Below are 16,767 nucleotides of genomic sequence, written 5' to 3'. Positions count from 1 at the left end.
CCCGATCAGCCGAGGTCGAGCAGCACCGGCTGGTGATCGGACGCGCGCACGTTACCGTCGATCTCGCAGCGGGTGACGCGCGGCAACAGCGTGTCGGTCACGAACACGAAATCGCATGCGAGCGGCCCGTCCGACCATTGCACCGTATCGTAGACGCCGGCCGTCGGCGGCGGCGTGCGGCCGGGATGCCGCGCAACCCACGCGTCGATGAAATCCGGCGTGTCGGCAAGCGGCGCCAGGAAGCGCCGGTATGCGTCGCTGCCGAATGCACTGTTGAAATCGCCGCAGACGATCGCATCGCGTGGCTGTCCGGTCGCGCTGAACGGCCCCTCGGCGGTTTCGGCGCGGGCCGGGTGGGTCGCGTGCGCACAGGCCTCGCGATGCCGGTCGCGCAGCGCGTCGACCTGCGCGAGCCGCTGGCGCGCCGAGTAATACTCCAGATGCGTGGTGACCACGCGCAACGGCCCGAACGGCGCCTGCAACTCGATGTCGAGCGCGACGCGCGGCATCGACGGCGCGCCGGCGTCGGCCGGCCACGGCAGCGACTGGCGCAGCACGCGCCCGACCGGCAGCCTTGTCGCGATGGCGTTGCCGAACTGGCGGCGCGGTGCGCCCGGCCGGATGGCCGGCAGGTCGGCGCCGATCGCGTCGACGACCGTATAGCCGGGCAGCAGCGCGGCGAGTTCGGCGAACTGGTCGGGGCCCGGCCGGCCCGGCAGTGCGTCGAAGCCGCGCGTGACTTCCTGCAGGCACAGCACGTCGAAATCGCCGAGCCCGCGAATGGCCGCGACGGTGCGAGGAAGATCGACGACGCCGTCCGCGTCCCGACCCCATTGGATGTTCCAGTCGATCAATCGCATGGTCGAATCTCCTGTCGGGCGAAATGTGGGGCCTTGGGCCTCGGGCGTTGCCCCGGCTGATTTGCGGCCGGGCATTGCCGCAGGCGCATCCCGCAGCCGCATTGCGTGGCCGCCCGGGCGCGCTACGGGCTGTCCGTGCGCAAGTTCGACGCCTGCCTCATCCAAAGCGCGCGACGGAGGCTTTCGTCGTCTACAATCTCGCCTTCTTCAACGTTTGTCAGGAAAAGCTGGTGTCCGAAGCCGTCCCCACTTCTGCGCGCAAATCGAAAAATGCGCCCGTCGCGCCCGGGCCCGCCCCGGTTCTCGAGATCGAATCGCTCGACATGGAAGCGCGCGGTGTCGGCCGCACGGTGACCGAGGACGGCGGGCCGGGCAAGGTGATCTTCGTCGAAGGCGCGCTGCCGGGCGAGCGCGTGACTTATTCGAGCTACCGCCGCAAGCCGAGCTACGAGCAGGCGACGGTCGTCGACATTCTGCGCCCGAGCGTATTGCGCACGCAGCCGAAGTGCAAATTCTTCGGCACCTGCGGCGGCTGCTCGATGCAGCATCTCGACATGCGCGCGCAGGTGGCGGTCAAGCAACGCGTGCTCGAAGACAACCTGTGGCATCTGGCGAAGCTGCGCGCGGAAACGATGTTTGCGCCGATCCACGGCCCGTCGTGGGGCTACCGCTACCGGGCGCGCCTGACCGTGCGCAACGTCGCGAAGAAGGGCGGCGTGCTGGTCGGGTTCCACGAGAAGAAGAGCAGCTACGTCGCCGACATGACGAGCTGCGAAGTGCTGCCGCCGCACGTGTCGGCGATGCTCGTGCCGCTGCGCCGGCTCGTCGAGGGACTGTCGATTCGCGACCGGATGCCGCAGATCGAACTCGCGGTCGGCTCGACCGTCACCGCGCTCGTGCTGCGCGTGCTGGAGCCGATCAATGCGGACGACGAAGCGCTGCTGCGCGCGTTCGCGGACGAGCACAACGTGCAGTTCTGGTTGCAGCCGAAGGGGCCGGACACGGTGACGCCGTTCTATCCGCTCGACGTGTCGCTCGACTACACGCTGCCGGAATTCGGCATCCGCATGCCGTTCAAGCCGACCGACTTCACGCAGGTCAATCACCAGATCAACCGCGTGCTGGTGGGCCGCGCGCTGCGCCTGCTCGCGCCGTCGCGCGACGATCGCGTGCTCGACCTGTTCTGCGGGATCGGCAACTTCACGCTGCCGCTCGCGCGGCTGTCGCGCGAAGTGATGGGCATCGAGGGCAGCGATACGCTGACCACGCGCGCGCTGGCGAACGCACGCGAGAACGGGGTCGACGGCCATACGACGTTCGCGTGCCGGAACCTGTTCGAAGTGACCGGCGACGACCTCCGCGCGCTCGGCGCATTCGACAAGTTCCTGATCGACCCGCCGCGCGAAGGCGCGCTCGCGGTGTCGAAGGCGCTGGCCGAGATCGCGCAGAGCGGCGAAGGTCCGCTGCCGAAGCGCATCGTGTACGTGTCGTGCAACCCGTCGACGCTCGCGCGCGATGCAGGCCTGCTCGTGCACGAGGCCGGCTACCGGCTGAAGGGCGCCGGTGTCGTGAACATGTTCCCGAATACGTCGCACGTCGAATCGATCGCGCTGTTCGAGCGCGATTGAGCCGGGCGGCGGACGTAAAAAAACCGGCCCGCGGGCCGGTTTTTTCGTGGTGCGCAGCGAACGTCAGTTGCGGTTGCCGCCGAAGATGCCGAGCAGCGCGAGCAGGTTCGTGAACACGTTGTACAGGTCGAGGTAGATCGCGAGCGTGGCCGAGATGTAGTTCGTCTCGCCGCCGTTCACGACGCGCTGGACGTCGAACAGCATGTACGCCGAGAAAATCGCGATCGCGAGCACCGATACGGTGAGCATCAGCGCCGGCAGTTGCAGGAAGATGTTCGCGACCGACGCGAGCAGGATCACGATCACGCCCATGAACAGCCACTTGCCGAGCCCGGAGAAGTCGCGCTTGCTGACGGTGGCGATCGTCGCCATCGTGGCGAAGATGATGCCGGTGCCGCCGAACGCGAGCATGATCAGCGACGGGCCGTTCGAGAAGCCGAGGATGAAGCTCAGCAGCCGCGACAGCATCAGGCCCATGAAGAACGTGAAGCCCAGCAGCACGAACACGCCGGCCGCGCTGTTTTTCGTCCGCTCGATCGCGAACATGAAGCCGAACGCGATCGCGAAGAACGCGAGCAGGCTCATCATCGGGCTCGTGGCCGCGAACAGCGAGAAGCCCGTCGCGACGCCGACCCAGGCGCCCAGCACGGTCGGCACCATCGACAGCGCGAGCAGCCAGTACGTGTTCCGCAGCACGCGGTTGCGAACCTCGGCGGTGCTGACGGAACCGCCGCGGCCGAAATTGTACGGATAGTCGTTCATGGTTTCTCCTAACATTGAACGCGTGGGCGTCCGGGGCCGGTTCGGCGCGCGCGATGTGCGGCGCAGCAAACCGGGGCAGCTATGGCTAAGATACGTTCCGTGCCGGGAGGTTTCAATGGCCCGGCGGCACAAAACATATGGATTCTGAACCTTTCATTCGTGTAAGGGTTCAATCGCAATGATACACGGGATCGTGCTACAATAGCGGATTCATTTGAACCTGTAACTTCTTAATTTTTTGGAGTTTTTATGGCAATCGAGCGCACCCTGTCGATCATCAAGCCGGATGCGGTGGCAAAGAACGTGATCGGCCAGATCTACAGCCGTTTCGAAGGCGCCGGCCTGAAGATCGTCGCATCGCGCATGGCACACCTGTCGCGTGCTGACGCAGAGAAGTTCTATGCAGTTCACGCAGCGCGTCCGTTCTTCAAGGACCTCGTCGACTTCATGATCTCGGGCCCGGTGATGATCCAGGTTCTGGAAGGTGAAGGCGCGATCCTGAAGAACCGCGACCTGATGGGCGCAACGGATCCGAAGAAGGCGGAAAAGGGCACGATCCGCGCCGACTTCGCCGACAGCATCGACGCGAACGCCGTCCACGGCTCGGACGCTGCGGAAACGGCAGCGGTCGAAATCGCGTTCTTCTTCCCGGAAATGAACGTTTACTCGCGTTAAGCCCTGGCTGACAGCAAGTAGGCAGGATTCAGCGCACGCGGCAAGGCAGCACATCATGACGAGCGAAACTTCCGTCAATCTTCTCGACTTCGATGCCGAGGGTCTTGTCGCGTACTGCGGCAGCCTGGGCGAGAAGCCGTTCCGCGCCAAGCAATTGCAGCGCTGGATCCACCAGTACAACGCCGGCGATTTCGACGGCATGACCGATCTCGCGAAGTCCCTGAGGGAAAAACTCAAGGGCCGCGCGTCGATCGTGATGCCGGAGATCGCCAGCGATCACGTTTCCACCGACGGCACGCGCAAGTGGCTGATCGACGTCGGAAACGGCAATGCGGTCGAAACCGTGTTCATCCCGGAAGAGACGCGCGGCACGCTGTGCGTGTCGTCGCAGGCCGGGTGCGCGGTGAACTGCCGCTTCTGTTCGACGGGCAAGCAGGGTTTCTCCCGCAACCTGTCGACAGCTGAAATCATCGGCCAGCTCCGGATGGCCGAATTTGCATTGCGCGCGTCGCTGGGCCGCGCGCCCGGCCCGAACGGCAAGGCCGAACGGGTCGTCACCAACGTGGTGATGATGGGCATGGGCGAGCCGCTCCTGAATTACAGCGCGGTCGTCCCCGCGATGCGACTGATGCTCGACGACAACGCGTACGGCCTGTCGCGCCGCCGCGTCACGCTGTCGACGTCCGGCGTGGTGCCGATGATGGACCGCCTCGGCGCCGAGTTGCCGGTCGCGCTGGCCGTTTCGCTGCACGCGCCGAACGATGCGCTGCGCGACGAGCTGGTGCCGCTCAACAAGAAGTATCCGCTTCGCGAGCTGATGGCCGCGTGTCAGCGTTATCTGAAGGTCGCGCCGCGCGACTTCATCACTTTCGAATACTGCATGCTCGACGGCGTCAACGACACCGAAGCGCATGCGCGCGAACTGCTGGCCGTCACGCGCGACGTGCCGTGCAAGTTCAACCTGATCCCGTTCAATCCGTTTCCGGAATCGGGCCTCATCCGCTCGAAGCCGGAGCAGATCAAGCGCTTCGCGCAGGTTCTCATCGACGCGGGTGTCGTCACGACCGTGCGCAAGACGCGCGGCGACGACATCGACGCCGCGTGCGGGCAGTTGGCCGGCGCGGTGAAGGATCGCACGCGCCTCGCGGAACGAACGGGCGCAGCAGGAAAAATCATCGAAGTTCGGGCAGTTTGACGGGGGCACCTGGCCGGGGTGCCCGAACCCTTTGGCGGTGCAACACGCGAATAGCGATCGGTCGCGGCGCCTCGGCGCCGCGCAGGGTATGAACAGTTGCGGGTGCCGGCCGGCGGGAGTCGGCGGCGGCCGCCAGTGAAGAAGAATCGACGCGAGGACAAGGATGAGTGAGCCGCAGCCGTCTAACGGCGCAGAGACGAATGCCGCGAAGCCGGCACCGGCGGGACTGGAATCGCTGGCGGCGGTCGGCAGCCGGCTGGCGCAGCTTCGGGAGACGAAGGGCTGGTCGGTCGACGACGTGTCGGCGCGACTCAAGGTCGCACCGCAAAAGCTCCGGGCGCTCGAGGCCGGCGACATCAGCCATTTGCCCGGCGTGACGTTCGCGCTCGGGGTCGTGCGCAGCTATGCGAAGATGCTCGGCGTCGATCCGGAACCGTTCGCGCAGGCGCTGCGCCGCGAGCGCGGGGTGCCGGAAGTCGACCTGTCGATGCCGGCGTCGTCGGGCACGGATCTGCCGCGCGGCCGCGTGTCGATTCCGCTCGGCGGCTCGTCGCGTCACCATCCGTGGCTGTGGGGAACGGGGATCGTCATCGTCGCGGTGGTCGCCGTACTGATGTGGCACACTGGCGGCGATTCGTCGAGCCTGCTTGCACGCTTCAAGGGCGGCGACGCCGAGCATGCGTCGGCCGCGAGCGCGGCGACGGCATCGTCGGCTGCTGAAGAAGCGGCCACGAACGCCGCGTCGGGCGCGGTGGCGAATGCGGTTCCGGCCCCGGCTGCTGCATCGGCTGCCCCGGCGCAGGCGATCGCGTCGGCTGTTCCGGCGCCCGCGGCGCCGGTCGCGACGGCCGCTGCGTCGCAGCCCGTGGCGGCCACGGCGGCGGCAAGCACGGCCGCGCCGGCCCAGCCGGCCAGCGTCGTGGTGGCGGCCGGTCAGTCGATGGTCGAACTGAAGGTCAAGCAGGATTGCTGGTTCAGCGTGCGCGACAAGAACGGCAAGGAGTTGTTCTCGGCGCTGGTGCGCGCCGGCGAAACGAAGCAGGTGGCCGGTGACGGGCCGTTCAAGGTCACGATCGGCAACAAGGCCGGCCTCGACGCGGTTGCGTTCGACGGAAAACCGGTCGATCCGGCAAAATATTCGGCAGCGCGGGGTAACGTGGCGCGGTTCACGTTGCCCTGACGTCAAGCGCCGTGGCGAAGGCCTGTCGTCGATCTCGGCAGGCCGTGAGGGCACGGCGCTTTTTCAATTCATGCGCCGCGTCGCGGCGCATTCCGCGTAAATGGATCTATCGATGCAATCCGAAGCTCAATCCCCACGCAGCAGTCAGATTTGTTCAACCGAGCCGGTGTTCGGCGGGCATCAGCCGCGCCGCGTATCGCATGCGGTGGATGTCCGCTGGGGCGGGCAACTCGTGACGATCGGCGGCGACGCGCCGGTGCGCGTGCAGTCGATGACGAATACCGACACGGCCGACGCGATCGGCACGGCGATCCAGATCAAGGAACTCGCGAATGCGGGCTCCGAACTGGTGCGCATCACGGTCAACACGCCCGAAGCCGCGGCCGCCGTGCCGGCGATTCGCGAGCAGCTCGACCGGATGGGCGTGACCGTGCCGCTCGTCGGCGATTTCCACTACAACGGCCACCTGCTGCTGCGCGACTACCCGGGCTGCGCGGAATCGCTGTCGAAGTACCGGATCAACCCCGGCAACGTCGGTCAGGGCGCGAAGCGCGACACGCAGTTCGCGCAGATGATCGAGGCCGCGGCGAAGTACGACAAGCCGGTGCGGATCGGCGTGAACTGGGGCAGTCTCGACCAGGACCTGCTCGCGCGCATGATGGACGAGAACGGCGCGCGGGCGCAGCCGTGGGACGCGCAGAGCGTGATGTACGAGGCGCTGATCCAGTCGGCGATCGGCTCGGCCGAACGCGCGGTGGAGCTCGGCCTGGGCCGTGACCGCATCGTGCTGTCGTGCAAGGTCAGCGGCGTGCAGGACCTGATCGCCGTGTACCGCGAACTCGGCCGCCGCTGCGGCTTCGCGCTGCACCTCGGACTGACCGAGGCCGGCATGGGTTCGAAGGGCATCGTCGCGTCGACGGCCGCGCTCGGCGTGCTGCTGCAGGAAGGGATCGGCGACACGATCCGCATCTCGCTGACGCCGGAACCGGGCGCGTCGCGCACGGGCGAAGTGATCGTCGGCCAGGAAATCCTCCAGACGATGGGCCTGCGCTCGTTCGCGCCGATGGTGATCGCGTGCCCGGGCTGCGGCCGTACGACGAGCACGCTGTTCCAGGAACTCGCGATGCAGATCCAGACCTACCTGCGCGAGCAGATGCCGGTCTGGCGCAAGGAATATCCGGGCGTCGAGAAGATGAACGTCGCGGTGATGGGCTGCATCGTCAACGGCCCGGGCGAATCGAAGCACGCGAACATCGGCATCAGCCTGCCGGGTTCGGGCGAGAACCCGGCCGCACCCGTCTTCATCGACGGCGAGAAGGTCAAGACGCTGCGCGGCGAGCGGATCGCCGAGGAATTCCAGCAGATCGTCAGCGACTACGTCGCACGCAATTACGGCCGCACCGAGGCCCTGAACTAATTCGTCCACACACACGAACGATGACTGAACAGAAACGCAAGATCGAGAAGCTCACCGGCGTCAAGGGCATGAACGACATCCTTCCGCAGGATGCCGGCCTGTGGGAATTCTTCGAAGCTACCGTGAAATCGCTGCTGCGCGCGTACGGCTACCAGAACATCCGCACGCCGATCGTCGAACATACGCAGCTCTTCACGCGCGGCATCGGCGAAGTCACCGACATCGTCGAGAAGGAGATGTACAGCTTCACCGACGCGCTGAACGGCGAGAACCTGACGATGCGCCCGGAAAACACCGCGGCCGTCGTGCGTGCGTCGATCGAGCACAACATGCTGTACGACGGCCCGAAGCGCCTGTGGTACATCGGCCCGATGTTCCGTCACGAGCGTCCGCAGCGCGGCCGCTATCGGCAGTTCCACCAGGTCGGCGTCGAGGCGCTCGGCTTCGCGGGTCCCGATGCGGATGCCGAGATCATCATGATGTGCCAGCGCCTGTGGGACGACCTCGGCCTGACCGGCATCAAGCTCGAGATCAACTCGCTCGGCCTCGCCGAAGAGCGCGCCGCGCACCGCGTCGAACTGATCAAGTACCTCGAGCAGTTCGCCGACGTGCTCGACGAGGACGCGAAGCGTCGCCTGTATACGAACCCGCTGCGCGTGCTCGACACGAAGAATCCGGCACTGCAGGACATCGCGCAGAACGCACCGAAGCTGATCGACTTCCTCGGCGACGAATCGCGCGCGCACTTCGAAGGGCTGCAGCGCCTACTGCTCGCGAACAACATTCCGTTCAAGATCAACCCGCGTCTCGTGCGCGGGCTCGATTACTACAACCTGACCGTGTTCGAGTGGGTGACCGACAAGCTCGGCGCGCAGGGCACGGTCGCGGCCGGCGGCCGCTACGATCCGCTGATCGAGCAGCTCGGCGGCAAGCCGACCGCCGCGTGCGGCTGGGCGATGGGCATCGAGCGCATCCTCGAGCTGCTGAAGGAAGAGGATCTCGCGCCCGAGCAGGAAGGCGTCGACGTGTACGTCGTGCACCAGGGCGAAACCGCGCGCGAACAGGCGTTCATCGCGGCCGAGCGTCTGCGCGACACGGGCCTCGACGTGATCTTCCACTGCAGCGCCGACGGCGCGCCGGCGAGCTTCAAGTCGCAGATGAAGCGGGCCGACGCAAGCGGCGCCGCGTTCGCGGTGATCTTCGGCGAAGAAGAGGTCGCGAACGGCACGGTGGGCGTGAAAGCGTTGCGCGGCGCGGGTGCGGAAGGGGAAAAGAACGTTCAGCAGACCGTACCGGTCGAAAGCTTGACCGAATTCCTAATCAATGCGATGGTTGCATCCGCCGAAGACGGCGACGACTGATCGCGCTGGCATCCGCTCGACAAGAAAAGCCTGAACAGGAAGGAATCGCTCGCCGATGAGTTATCACGACGAACAAGAATCGATTGAAAGTCTGAAGGCGTGGTGGGCCCGCTGGGGCAACCTCACCACGTGGATCGTGCTCGCGGCGCTCGTCGTCGCGGCCGGTTTCAACGGCTGGAACTACTGGCAGCGCCGTCAGGCTGCCGAGGCGTCCGGGCTGTACGAGCAGGTCCAGAAGGCTGCCGCCGCGAACGACAAGGCAACGATGGCCCGCGCGGCTGCCGACATGGAAGACAAGTTCGGCAGTACGCCGTATGCGCAGATGACGGCGCTCGCGGCCGCGAAGACGCTGTATGCGGCCGGCGACGCGGCCGGCGCGAAGGCACAGCTGCAATGGGCCGTCGATCACGCCAAGGACGACGAGTACAAGCAGATCGCGAAGCTGCGTCTCGCGTCGCTGCTGCTCGACGAGAAGGCGTACGACGCGGGCCTCGCGCTGCTGTCGGGTACGCCGGTCGATGCATTCAAGGGCCTCGTGGCCGATCGGCGCGGCGATCTGCTTGCCGCGCAAGGCAAGACCGACGACGCGCGCGCCGCTTACAAGCTCGCGCTCGACGGCCTGTCGAAGGACGACCAGTCCGCGCGCCAGCTCGTGCAGTTCAAGCTGGACGCGCTCGGCGGCTGAATTCCGGTCCCCTCAACCTCTTAACTCTGCTTCGCTAACCGATGAATTTGCTGAAACGTTACGCTGTGCCCGTTGCCTGCGCGGCGGCTGTCCTCGCTTTGGCGGCTTGCTCGTCGTCGAAGGACGCGCGCCGCGTGCCGACGCCGCTCACCGAGTTCAAGCCCGTCATGGACGTGCAACAGGTCTGGAAGGCGAGCGTCGGCAAGGGCGGGCGCTACCTGTTCTCGCCGGTGGCCGTGGGCGACGCCGTCTATGCGGCGGGCGAAAACGGTTCGGTCGAGAAGATCGACGCGAAGACGGGCCAGACGCTGTGGCGCTCGAAGGTCGGTTCGGACCTGTCGGCCGGGGTCGGCAGCGACGGCAACCTGACCGCGGTCGGTGCGTTGAAGGGCGGCGTGTTCGTGCTGGGCCCGGACGGCAAGCAGCTGTGGAAGACCAGCGTGCAGGGCGAGATCTTCTCGCCGCCGCTCGTCGGCAACGGCCTCGTGGTCGTCCGCACGATCGACGGCCAGGTGATCGCGTTCAACGCGCAGACGGGCGAGCAGAAGTGGAACTACCGCAATCGTGCGGTGCCGCTGAACCTGCGCGTGTCGGCGGGCATGACGTTTGCGGGCGACGCGGCCGTGCTCGCGGGCTTCCCGGGCGGTGGTCTCGTCGCGATCAACCTGCAGACGGGCGAGCCGTTCTGGCAGACCCCGGTGTCGTTCCCGAAGGGCGTGACCGAGGTCGAGCGCATCAACGACGTCAGCGGTCCGCCGACGCTCGTGGGCGCGGAAACCTGCGCAGTGACGTTCCAGGGTCAGCTCGGTTGCTTCGATGCGAACTCGGGCCGGCCACTGTGGGAAAAGCCGTTCTCGAGCCGCAGCGGCCTCGCGCAGGACGATTCGGTGGTCGCCGGCGGCGACGACTGGTCGGTCGTCACCGCGTACGACGCGGCCACGGGCAACCAGCTCTGGCGCAACGACAAGCTGAAGAGCCGTGACGTCGGCGTGCCGTACCTGCTCGGGCACGCGGTCGTGATGGGCGATTACAAGGGCTTCGTGCACTTCCTGTCGCGCGAGGATGGCAGCTTCATCGCGCGGATGAAGACCGACGGCAGCGCGATCACGGCGGCGCCGGTCCTCGCGGGCAATACGCTCGTCGTGCAGACGAAGGACGGTGGCCTGTACGGGTTCCGTCCGCGCTGACGCGCACGAAACAGGCGTGGCCGTGGCGCGGCGGGCAGGTCCCGCGCGCCGCGGCCGCGCGACTTGAAGGCGGCCGGCGTTCCCGGCCGCTCGGTATTTGAAAGGCAGTTCGAGACGAAAGACGACGGCGCGCGCGCGCGCCGGGCGCGCGCATCCGGCGCGGCGCGAATTCGTGATATTTTCATTCAGCGCAGCCGCCCGCAGCAGCGGGCCTCCCGCTGCTGCGCTTCACCGTAGAAAACACAGATGAAACCGGTCATTGCCCTCGTTGGGCGCCCCAATGTGGGGAAATCCACGCTGTTCAACCGGCTCACGCGCTCGCGCGATGCGCTGGTCGCCGACTTGCCGGGCCTGACGCGCGACCGCCATTACGGCGAAGGGCGCGTCGGCGAACGGCCTTACCTGGTCGTCGATACGGGCGGCTTCGAACCCGTCGCGAAGGACGGCATCCTGCACGAAATGGCGCGCCAGACGCGGCAGGCCGTCGAGGAGGCCGACGTCGTCGTGTTCATCGTCGACGGCCGTAACGGACTCGCGCCGCAGGACAAGTCGATCGCCGACTACCTGCGCAAGACCGGCCGGCCGATCTTCCTGGTCGTCAACAAGGCCGAGGGGATGAAGTACACGGCGGTCGCGACCGACTTCTACGAGCTCGGGCTCGGCGATCCGCGCGCGATCTCGGCCGCGCATGGCGACGGCGTGACCGACATGATCAACGAGGCGCTCGAAGTCGCGTACGCCGGCCAGCCCGAGGAAGCGGAGGAGGATGATCCGTCGCGCGGCATCAAGATCGCGATCGTCGGCCGTCCGAACGTCGGCAAGTCGACGCTCGTCAACGCGCTGATCGGCGAAGACCGTGTGATCGCGTTCGACATGCCGGGCACGACGCGCGATTCGATCTACGTCGACTTCGAGCGTAACGGCAAGAAATACACGCTGATCGACACGGCCGGCCTGCGGCGCCGCGGCAAGGTGTTCGAGGCGATCGAGAAGTTCTCGGTCGTGAAGACGCTGCAGTCGATCTCCGACGCGAACGTCGTCATTCTTCTGTTGGATGCGCAGCAGGACATTTCCGACCAGGACGCGCACATCGCCGGCTTCGTCGTCGAGCAGGGCCGCGCGCTCGTGATTGGCGTGAACAAGTGGGACGGCCTCGACGACCACGCGCGCGACCGCGCGAAAGCGGATTTGACCCGCAAGCTGAAATTCCTCGACTTCGCGAAATCGCATTTCATTTCGGCCGCGAAGAAGACGGGTATCGGCGCGCTGATGCGCTCGGTCGACGATGCCTACGCGGCCGCGATGTCGAAGCTGCCGACGCCGAAGCTCACCCGCGCGCTGATCGAGGCGGTCGAATTCCAGCAGCCGCGCCGTCGCGGCCCGGTGCGTCCGAAGCTGCGCTACGCACACCAGGGCGGCCAGAATCCGCCGATCATCGTGATCCACGGCAACGCGCTCGACGCGGTGACGGAAACCTACAAGCGCTACCTCGAAAACCGGTTCCGCGAAACTTTCTCGCTGACCGGGACTCCATTGCGCATAGAGTTCCGTTCGTCGAACAACCCGTACGCGGACAAGGGCTGAAGCACGTCCCGCAAGGGCTAGGCCGCATGGCCTACGCCCGGGCGGGGCAGGCAAAATCAGCTATAGTGTAGCGATTGGCGCCGGATCTCTTTTTCTTCGCCGCCAATCCAGATCAACCTGCAAAAAAAGATGGAGTACGCCATGAGCAACAAAGGGCAATTGTTACAAGACCCGTTTTTGAACGCACTGCGCAAAGAGCACGTTCCCGTTTCGATTTACCTCGTCAACGGCATCAAGCTTCAAGGGAACATTGAATCGTTCGACCAGTACGTCGTGTTGCTCCGTAATACGGTGACCCAGATGGTTTACAAGCACGCCATCTCGACGGTCGTGCCGGCGCGCCCGGTGAATTTCCACCCGGACGCGGAAGCCTCGTCCTAACCTATCGCAGCGGCCGGCATCCGGTCGCCGCGAGCGACCGATGCCAGCCGCCTTATCTTGACACCCGATAATTTGATCAACGCAGCGCTCGTCGGCATCGATTTCGGCAAGACCGATTTCGAAGCCAGTCTCGAAGAACTCAGTCTTCTCGCCTCCAGTGCGGGGGCCCGTCCCGCCGTCACCCTCACGGGTCGACGCGCCAGTCCCGATGCCAAGATGTTCATCGGCAGCGGCAAAGCCGAAGAATTGCGGCTTGCCTGCGACGCGCACAACGTCGAAATCGTCATCTTCAACCACGCCTTGGCGCCCGCCCAGCAACGCAATCTGGAGCAGGCGCTTAACAGGCGCGTGGTCGATCGCACGAGCCTCATCCTCGACATCTTCGCGCAGCGTGCCCGCAGCCACGAAGGCAAGCTGCAGGTCGAGCTCGCGCAGCTTCAATACCTGTCGACCCGGCTGATTCGCGCGTGGACCCACCTGGAGCGGCAAAAGGGCGGTATCGGCCTGCGCGGCCCGGGTGAAACCCAGCTCGAAACCGACCGCCGGCTGATCGGCGAACGCATCAAGATGCTGAAGTCGCGGCTCGACCGGCTGCGTCGCCAGCACAGCACGCAGCGCCGGCAGCGCGCGCGCAGCGGCACGATGTCGGTGTCGCTCGTCGGCTATACGAACGCGGGCAAGTCGACGCTGTTCAATGCGCTGACGAAAGCGCAGGCCTACGCGGCCGACCAGCTGTTCGCGACGCTCGATACGACGTCGCGGCGCGTGTACCTCGGCGACGAGGTCGGGCAGATCGTCGTGTCCGATACGGTCGGGTTCATCCGCGAGCTGCCTCACCAGCTCGTCGCGGCGTTTCGCGCGACCCTCGAGGAAACGATCCATGCGGATCTGCTGCTGCATGTGGTCGATGCGTCGAGCGCGGTCCGGCTCGAGCAGATCGAGCAGGTCAACGGCGTGCTGCACGAGATCGGCGCGGACACGATCCGGCAGGTGCTGGTCTTCAACAAGATCGACGCCGTGCCCGAGCTGGCGGCCCGCGGCGACGCGGTCGAGCGGGACGAGTATGGTAATATTTCGCGCGTCTTTTTGAGCGCGCGCACCGGTCAGGGTCTCGATACGTTGCGTGCCGCCATCGCCGAAATCGCCTCCGCGGAACACCTTTCCAGCGCGACGTTACCCGACGCGCTCGATGGCACGTCCGCTGAACCGCACGAAGACCACACGATTTCCGAACACGGGCGCTAACCGGTCCCGGCCGGTTCGCCGGCGTCTAATCTGGTGAACAAACTCTGGTGAACGAATACAACGAGCGGAGTACCTGGCGGCGGATGCGCGCCTTGCTGTCGATCAACGATCCCCGCTGGGGACGCGGCGAAGGCAATGGCAAGGACGGATCCCGCCCCCGCGCGAACGAATCGAAGCGTCCGCAAGGCGGCGACGGCGACGGTCCGCCCGATCTCGACGAGATGTGGCGCAACTTCAACCGGCGCCTGAGCGGCCTGTTCGGCGGCAAGGGCGGCAACGGCTTCCGTCCCGACAACGGCCGGGCCGCACGGGTCGGCGTCGGCATCGTGATCGGCGTGCTGGTCGCGGTGTATGCGGGCAGCGGGCTGTTCGTCGTGCAGGAAGGCCAGACGGGCGTCGTGCTGCAGCTCGGCAAGCTGTCGGGCACGGTCGGCCAGGGCGTGCACTGGCGCGCGCCGTATCCGTTCGCGTCGCACGAGATCGTCGACACGTCGCAGGTCCGTTCGATCGAGATCGGCCGCAACAACGTCGTGCGTCTCGCGAACGTGAAAGAAGCCGCGATGCTGACGCGCGATGCCGACATCGTCGACGTGCGCTTCATCGTCCAGTACCGGATTCGTTCCGCCACCGATTACCTGTTCCGCAGCGTCGATCCCGAGCGCAGCGTGTCGCAGGCCGCGCAGGCCGCGGTGCGCGCGATCGTCGGCACGCGCAGCGCGGCCGACATGCTGAACCAGGACCGCGATGCGCTGCGCGAGCAGCTGTCCACCGCGATCCAGCGCGATCTCGACCGCTACCAGTCGGGGCTCGAGGTCACGGCCGTCACGATGCAGAGCGTCGCGGCGCCCGACCAGACCCAGGCCGCGTACGCCGAAGTCGCGAAGGCGCGCGACGAGCGCGAGGCCGCGAAGCGCGCCGCGCAGGCGTATGCGAGCGACCTGCTGCCGAAGGCGCAGGGCGATGCGGCGAAGCTCGTCGACGAAGCGAAGGCGTATGCCGACCGCGTGGTCACCGAAGCCGAAGGCGACGCGGACCGCTTCAAGCAGGTCTACGCGCAGTACTCGAAGGCGCCGGCGGTCATCCGCGAGCGGATGTACCTCGAGACGATGCAGGAAATCTATTCGAATGCGACGAAGGTATTCGTCGGCAACAAGGGCGGCAACAGCGTCGTGTATCTGCCGCTCGACAAGCTCGTCGAGCAGGGGCGGCAAAACGCCGCGGCGTCGACCGGCGCATCCGCCGCCGATGCGGCGTCCGCACCGGCGGCAACCGTGCCGTCGGCAGCCGCTGCCGCGCCGGCGAGCGCCGCACCGGCCGCCACCGCGTCGGGCGTCGACGTGCTGCGATCGCGCGAAGCGTTTCGCAGCCGGTCGCGTGAAGACGATACGAAGTAACGGGGAGCGCAGAACATGAACCGAATCATTGCGCTCGTCGTCGCAATCGTGATCGTCGCCTTCGCGGCATCATCGACGGTCCTCACCGTCGATCCGCGCCATGCGGCCGTGTTGTCGGGCCGCGACGGCACGCAGCCCGAGCTTGCGGGCCCCGGCGTCCACTTCAAGCTGCCGCCGCCGCTGCAGACGGCCACGCTGATCGACACGCGCCTGCAGTCGCTCGAGTCGTCCGATCCGCTGCAACTGGCAACCGAAGACAAGCACGACCTGCTCGTCGCGTATGCGGTGAAGTACCGGATCAGTGATCCGATGAAATATTTCACGGCGACGGGCGGCGACCCGGCGGCGGCGGCCGAACGGCTGTCCGGCGCGCTGAAGAGCGCGCTCGGCGACGCATTCGGCAAGCGCGCGCTCGACGATGCCCTCGGCGGTCAACGCGCGATCGCCGATGCGGCGCGCGATGCGGCGAAGGCGAGTGCGACCGGTTTCGGCGTCGACGTGGTCGACGTCCAGCTGACGCGCGTCGACCTGCCGGCCGCGCAGACGGATGCCGTCTATCAACGGATGATCGGTGCGTTGCGCGATCAGGCGGCGCAAGTGCGCGCGCAAGGCGCGGCCGACGTCGAGCAGATCAAGGCCGACGCCGAACGCGAGCAGCAGGCCGTGCTCGCGAACGCGTACAAGTCCGCGCAGACGATCAAGGGCGAGGGCGATGCGAAGGCCGCGACGATCGCCGCCGATGCGTTCGGCCGCGATCCGCAGTTCTATCAGTTCTACGCGAGCCTGCAGGCCTACCGGAATACGTTCAAGCGCAACGACATCATCGTCGTCGATCCCGACAGCGAGTTCTTCCGCTTCATGCGCAGCCCGACGGGCGGCGCCGCACCGGCGGCGCCTGCTCCCCGCAAACATTGACCTTGGGGCGCCGCGTCGAGCGGCGCCGTCGCTCGCATGGACCTGGCTGGCTCGTTGTTGCTCGCAGTAGCGCTGATGCTGATCATCGAGGGGGCGTTCCCCTTCGTGTTTCCCGTCGCCTGGCGCGACACGTTTCGTAGAATAGCCGAGCGGCCGCCGCATCATATCCGGATCGGCGGGCTGATCGTGATGGTGCTCGGGCTCGTGCTGCTGCTGCTCGCGACCTGACCGGAGCCCCGATCCGGACGGCGCATCCGCCGTTCGTTCCGCCCGATTTCGAAGTTCCGATTCAACTCGC

At 66.4% G+C, this 16,767-nt stretch carries 16 protein-coding genes; 14 read left to right on the top strand and 2 right to left on the bottom strand.

From position 1 onward, the window contains the following. Positions 1 to 5 precede the first annotated feature (5 nt). Positions 6 to 860 carry an endonuclease/exonuclease/phosphatase family protein gene (locus DFS13_RS09745; protein WP_111441681.1) on the bottom strand — a complete coding sequence of 285 codons (855 nt, stop codon included), beginning with the start codon at positions 858 to 860 and terminating at the stop codon, positions 6 to 8. A 227-nt stretch (positions 861 to 1,087) separates the two neighbouring features. Between DFS13_RS09745 and rlmD the strand changes: the two genes are divergently transcribed. Then, entirely contained in the window at positions 1,088 to 2,488 is a 1,401-nt protein-coding gene (rlmD, locus tag DFS13_RS09740; RefSeq protein WP_369718879.1) for a 23S rRNA (uracil(1939)-C(5))-methyltransferase RlmD, read from the top strand. A 63-nt stretch (positions 2,489 to 2,551) separates the two neighbouring features. Here rlmD and DFS13_RS09735 read toward each other — a convergent pair whose 3' ends face one another. Beyond that, a complete protein-coding gene (locus tag DFS13_RS09735) occupies positions 2,552 to 3,250 on the bottom strand; it encodes a Bax inhibitor-1/YccA family protein (protein ID WP_006484459.1) in 699 nt (232 codons plus the stop codon). A 249-nt stretch (positions 3,251 to 3,499) separates the two neighbouring features. Here DFS13_RS09735 and ndk point away from each other — a divergent pair, with 249 nt between their 5' ends. From ndk to DFS13_RS09670, 13 genes are all read left to right on the top strand, one after another. Next, on the top strand, positions 3,500 to 3,925 hold the full coding sequence (gene ndk / locus DFS13_RS09730; RefSeq protein WP_006478674.1) for a nucleoside-diphosphate kinase: 426 nt from the start codon (positions 3,500 to 3,502) through the stop codon (positions 3,923 to 3,925). Positions 3,926 to 3,980: 55 nt separating this feature from the next. Continuing rightward, positions 3,981 to 5,120 carry a 23S rRNA (adenine(2503)-C(2))-methyltransferase RlmN gene (rlmN, locus tag DFS13_RS09725; RefSeq protein ID WP_006484457.1) on the top strand — a complete coding sequence of 380 codons (1,140 nt, stop codon included), beginning with the start codon at positions 3,981 to 3,983 and terminating at the stop codon, positions 5,118 to 5,120. A gap of 163 nt (positions 5,121 to 5,283) precedes the next feature. Then, on the top strand, positions 5,284 to 6,300 hold the full coding sequence (locus DFS13_RS09720; protein ID WP_034201647.1) for a helix-turn-helix domain-containing protein: 1,017 nt from the start codon (positions 5,284 to 5,286) through the stop codon (positions 6,298 to 6,300). Positions 6,301 to 6,412: 112 nt separating this feature from the next. Further along, on the top strand, positions 6,413 to 7,717 hold the full coding sequence (gene ispG / locus DFS13_RS09715; protein ID WP_006483314.1) for a flavodoxin-dependent (E)-4-hydroxy-3-methylbut-2-enyl-diphosphate synthase: 1,305 nt from the start codon (positions 6,413 to 6,415) through the stop codon (positions 7,715 to 7,717). 20 nt (positions 7,718 to 7,737) lie between these two features. Further along, entirely contained in the window at positions 7,738 to 9,078 is a 1,341-nt protein-coding gene (gene hisS / locus DFS13_RS09710) for a histidine--tRNA ligase (RefSeq protein ID WP_006483311.1), read from the top strand. A gap of 55 nt (positions 9,079 to 9,133) precedes the next feature. Beyond that, the gene (locus tag DFS13_RS09705) at positions 9,134 to 9,763 is read left to right on the top strand and encodes a tetratricopeptide repeat protein (protein ID WP_006478678.1); all 630 of its coding nucleotides are present in this window, start codon (positions 9,134 to 9,136) and stop codon (positions 9,761 to 9,763) included. Positions 9,764 to 9,804: 41 nt separating this feature from the next. Then, positions 9,805 to 10,950: an outer membrane protein assembly factor BamB gene (gene bamB / locus DFS13_RS09700; protein ID WP_006483316.1), complete on the top strand. Its 1,146-nt coding sequence runs from the start codon at positions 9,805 to 9,807 to the stop codon at positions 10,948 to 10,950. Positions 10,951 to 11,196: 246 nt separating this feature from the next. Beyond that, the gene (gene der, locus DFS13_RS09695) at positions 11,197 to 12,534 is read left to right on the top strand and encodes a ribosome biogenesis GTPase Der (RefSeq protein ID WP_006493685.1); all 1,338 of its coding nucleotides are present in this window, start codon (positions 11,197 to 11,199) and stop codon (positions 12,532 to 12,534) included. A 141-nt stretch (positions 12,535 to 12,675) separates the two neighbouring features. Next, on the top strand, positions 12,676 to 12,915 hold the full coding sequence (gene hfq, locus DFS13_RS09690; RefSeq protein WP_006399927.1) for an RNA chaperone Hfq: 240 nt from the start codon (positions 12,676 to 12,678) through the stop codon (positions 12,913 to 12,915). A gap of 72 nt (positions 12,916 to 12,987) precedes the next feature. After that, entirely contained in the window at positions 12,988 to 14,160 is a 1,173-nt protein-coding gene (gene hflX, locus DFS13_RS09685) for a GTPase HflX (RefSeq protein WP_006483315.1), read from the top strand. 47 nt (positions 14,161 to 14,207) lie between these two features. Beyond that, a complete protein-coding gene (hflK, locus tag DFS13_RS09680; protein ID WP_006493684.1) occupies positions 14,208 to 15,554 on the top strand; it encodes an FtsH protease activity modulator HflK in 1,347 nt (448 codons plus the stop codon). A gap of 15 nt (positions 15,555 to 15,569) precedes the next feature. Beyond that, the gene (hflC, locus tag DFS13_RS09675) at positions 15,570 to 16,469 is read left to right on the top strand and encodes a protease modulator HflC (protein WP_111441680.1); all 900 of its coding nucleotides are present in this window, start codon (positions 15,570 to 15,572) and stop codon (positions 16,467 to 16,469) included. 36 nt (positions 16,470 to 16,505) lie between these two features. After that, positions 16,506 to 16,697: a DUF2065 domain-containing protein gene (locus tag DFS13_RS09670; protein WP_006478685.1), complete on the top strand. Its 192-nt coding sequence runs from the start codon at positions 16,506 to 16,508 to the stop codon at positions 16,695 to 16,697. Positions 16,698 to 16,767: the final 70 nt, after the last annotated feature.

Origin of the sequence: Burkholderia sp. 28_3, assembly GCF_003253915.1 — a bacterium.
Lineage (GTDB): Bacteria > Pseudomonadota > Gammaproteobacteria > Burkholderiales > Burkholderiaceae > Burkholderia > Burkholderia cenocepacia.
This window is presented reverse-complemented; position numbering and strand designations above follow the sequence as displayed.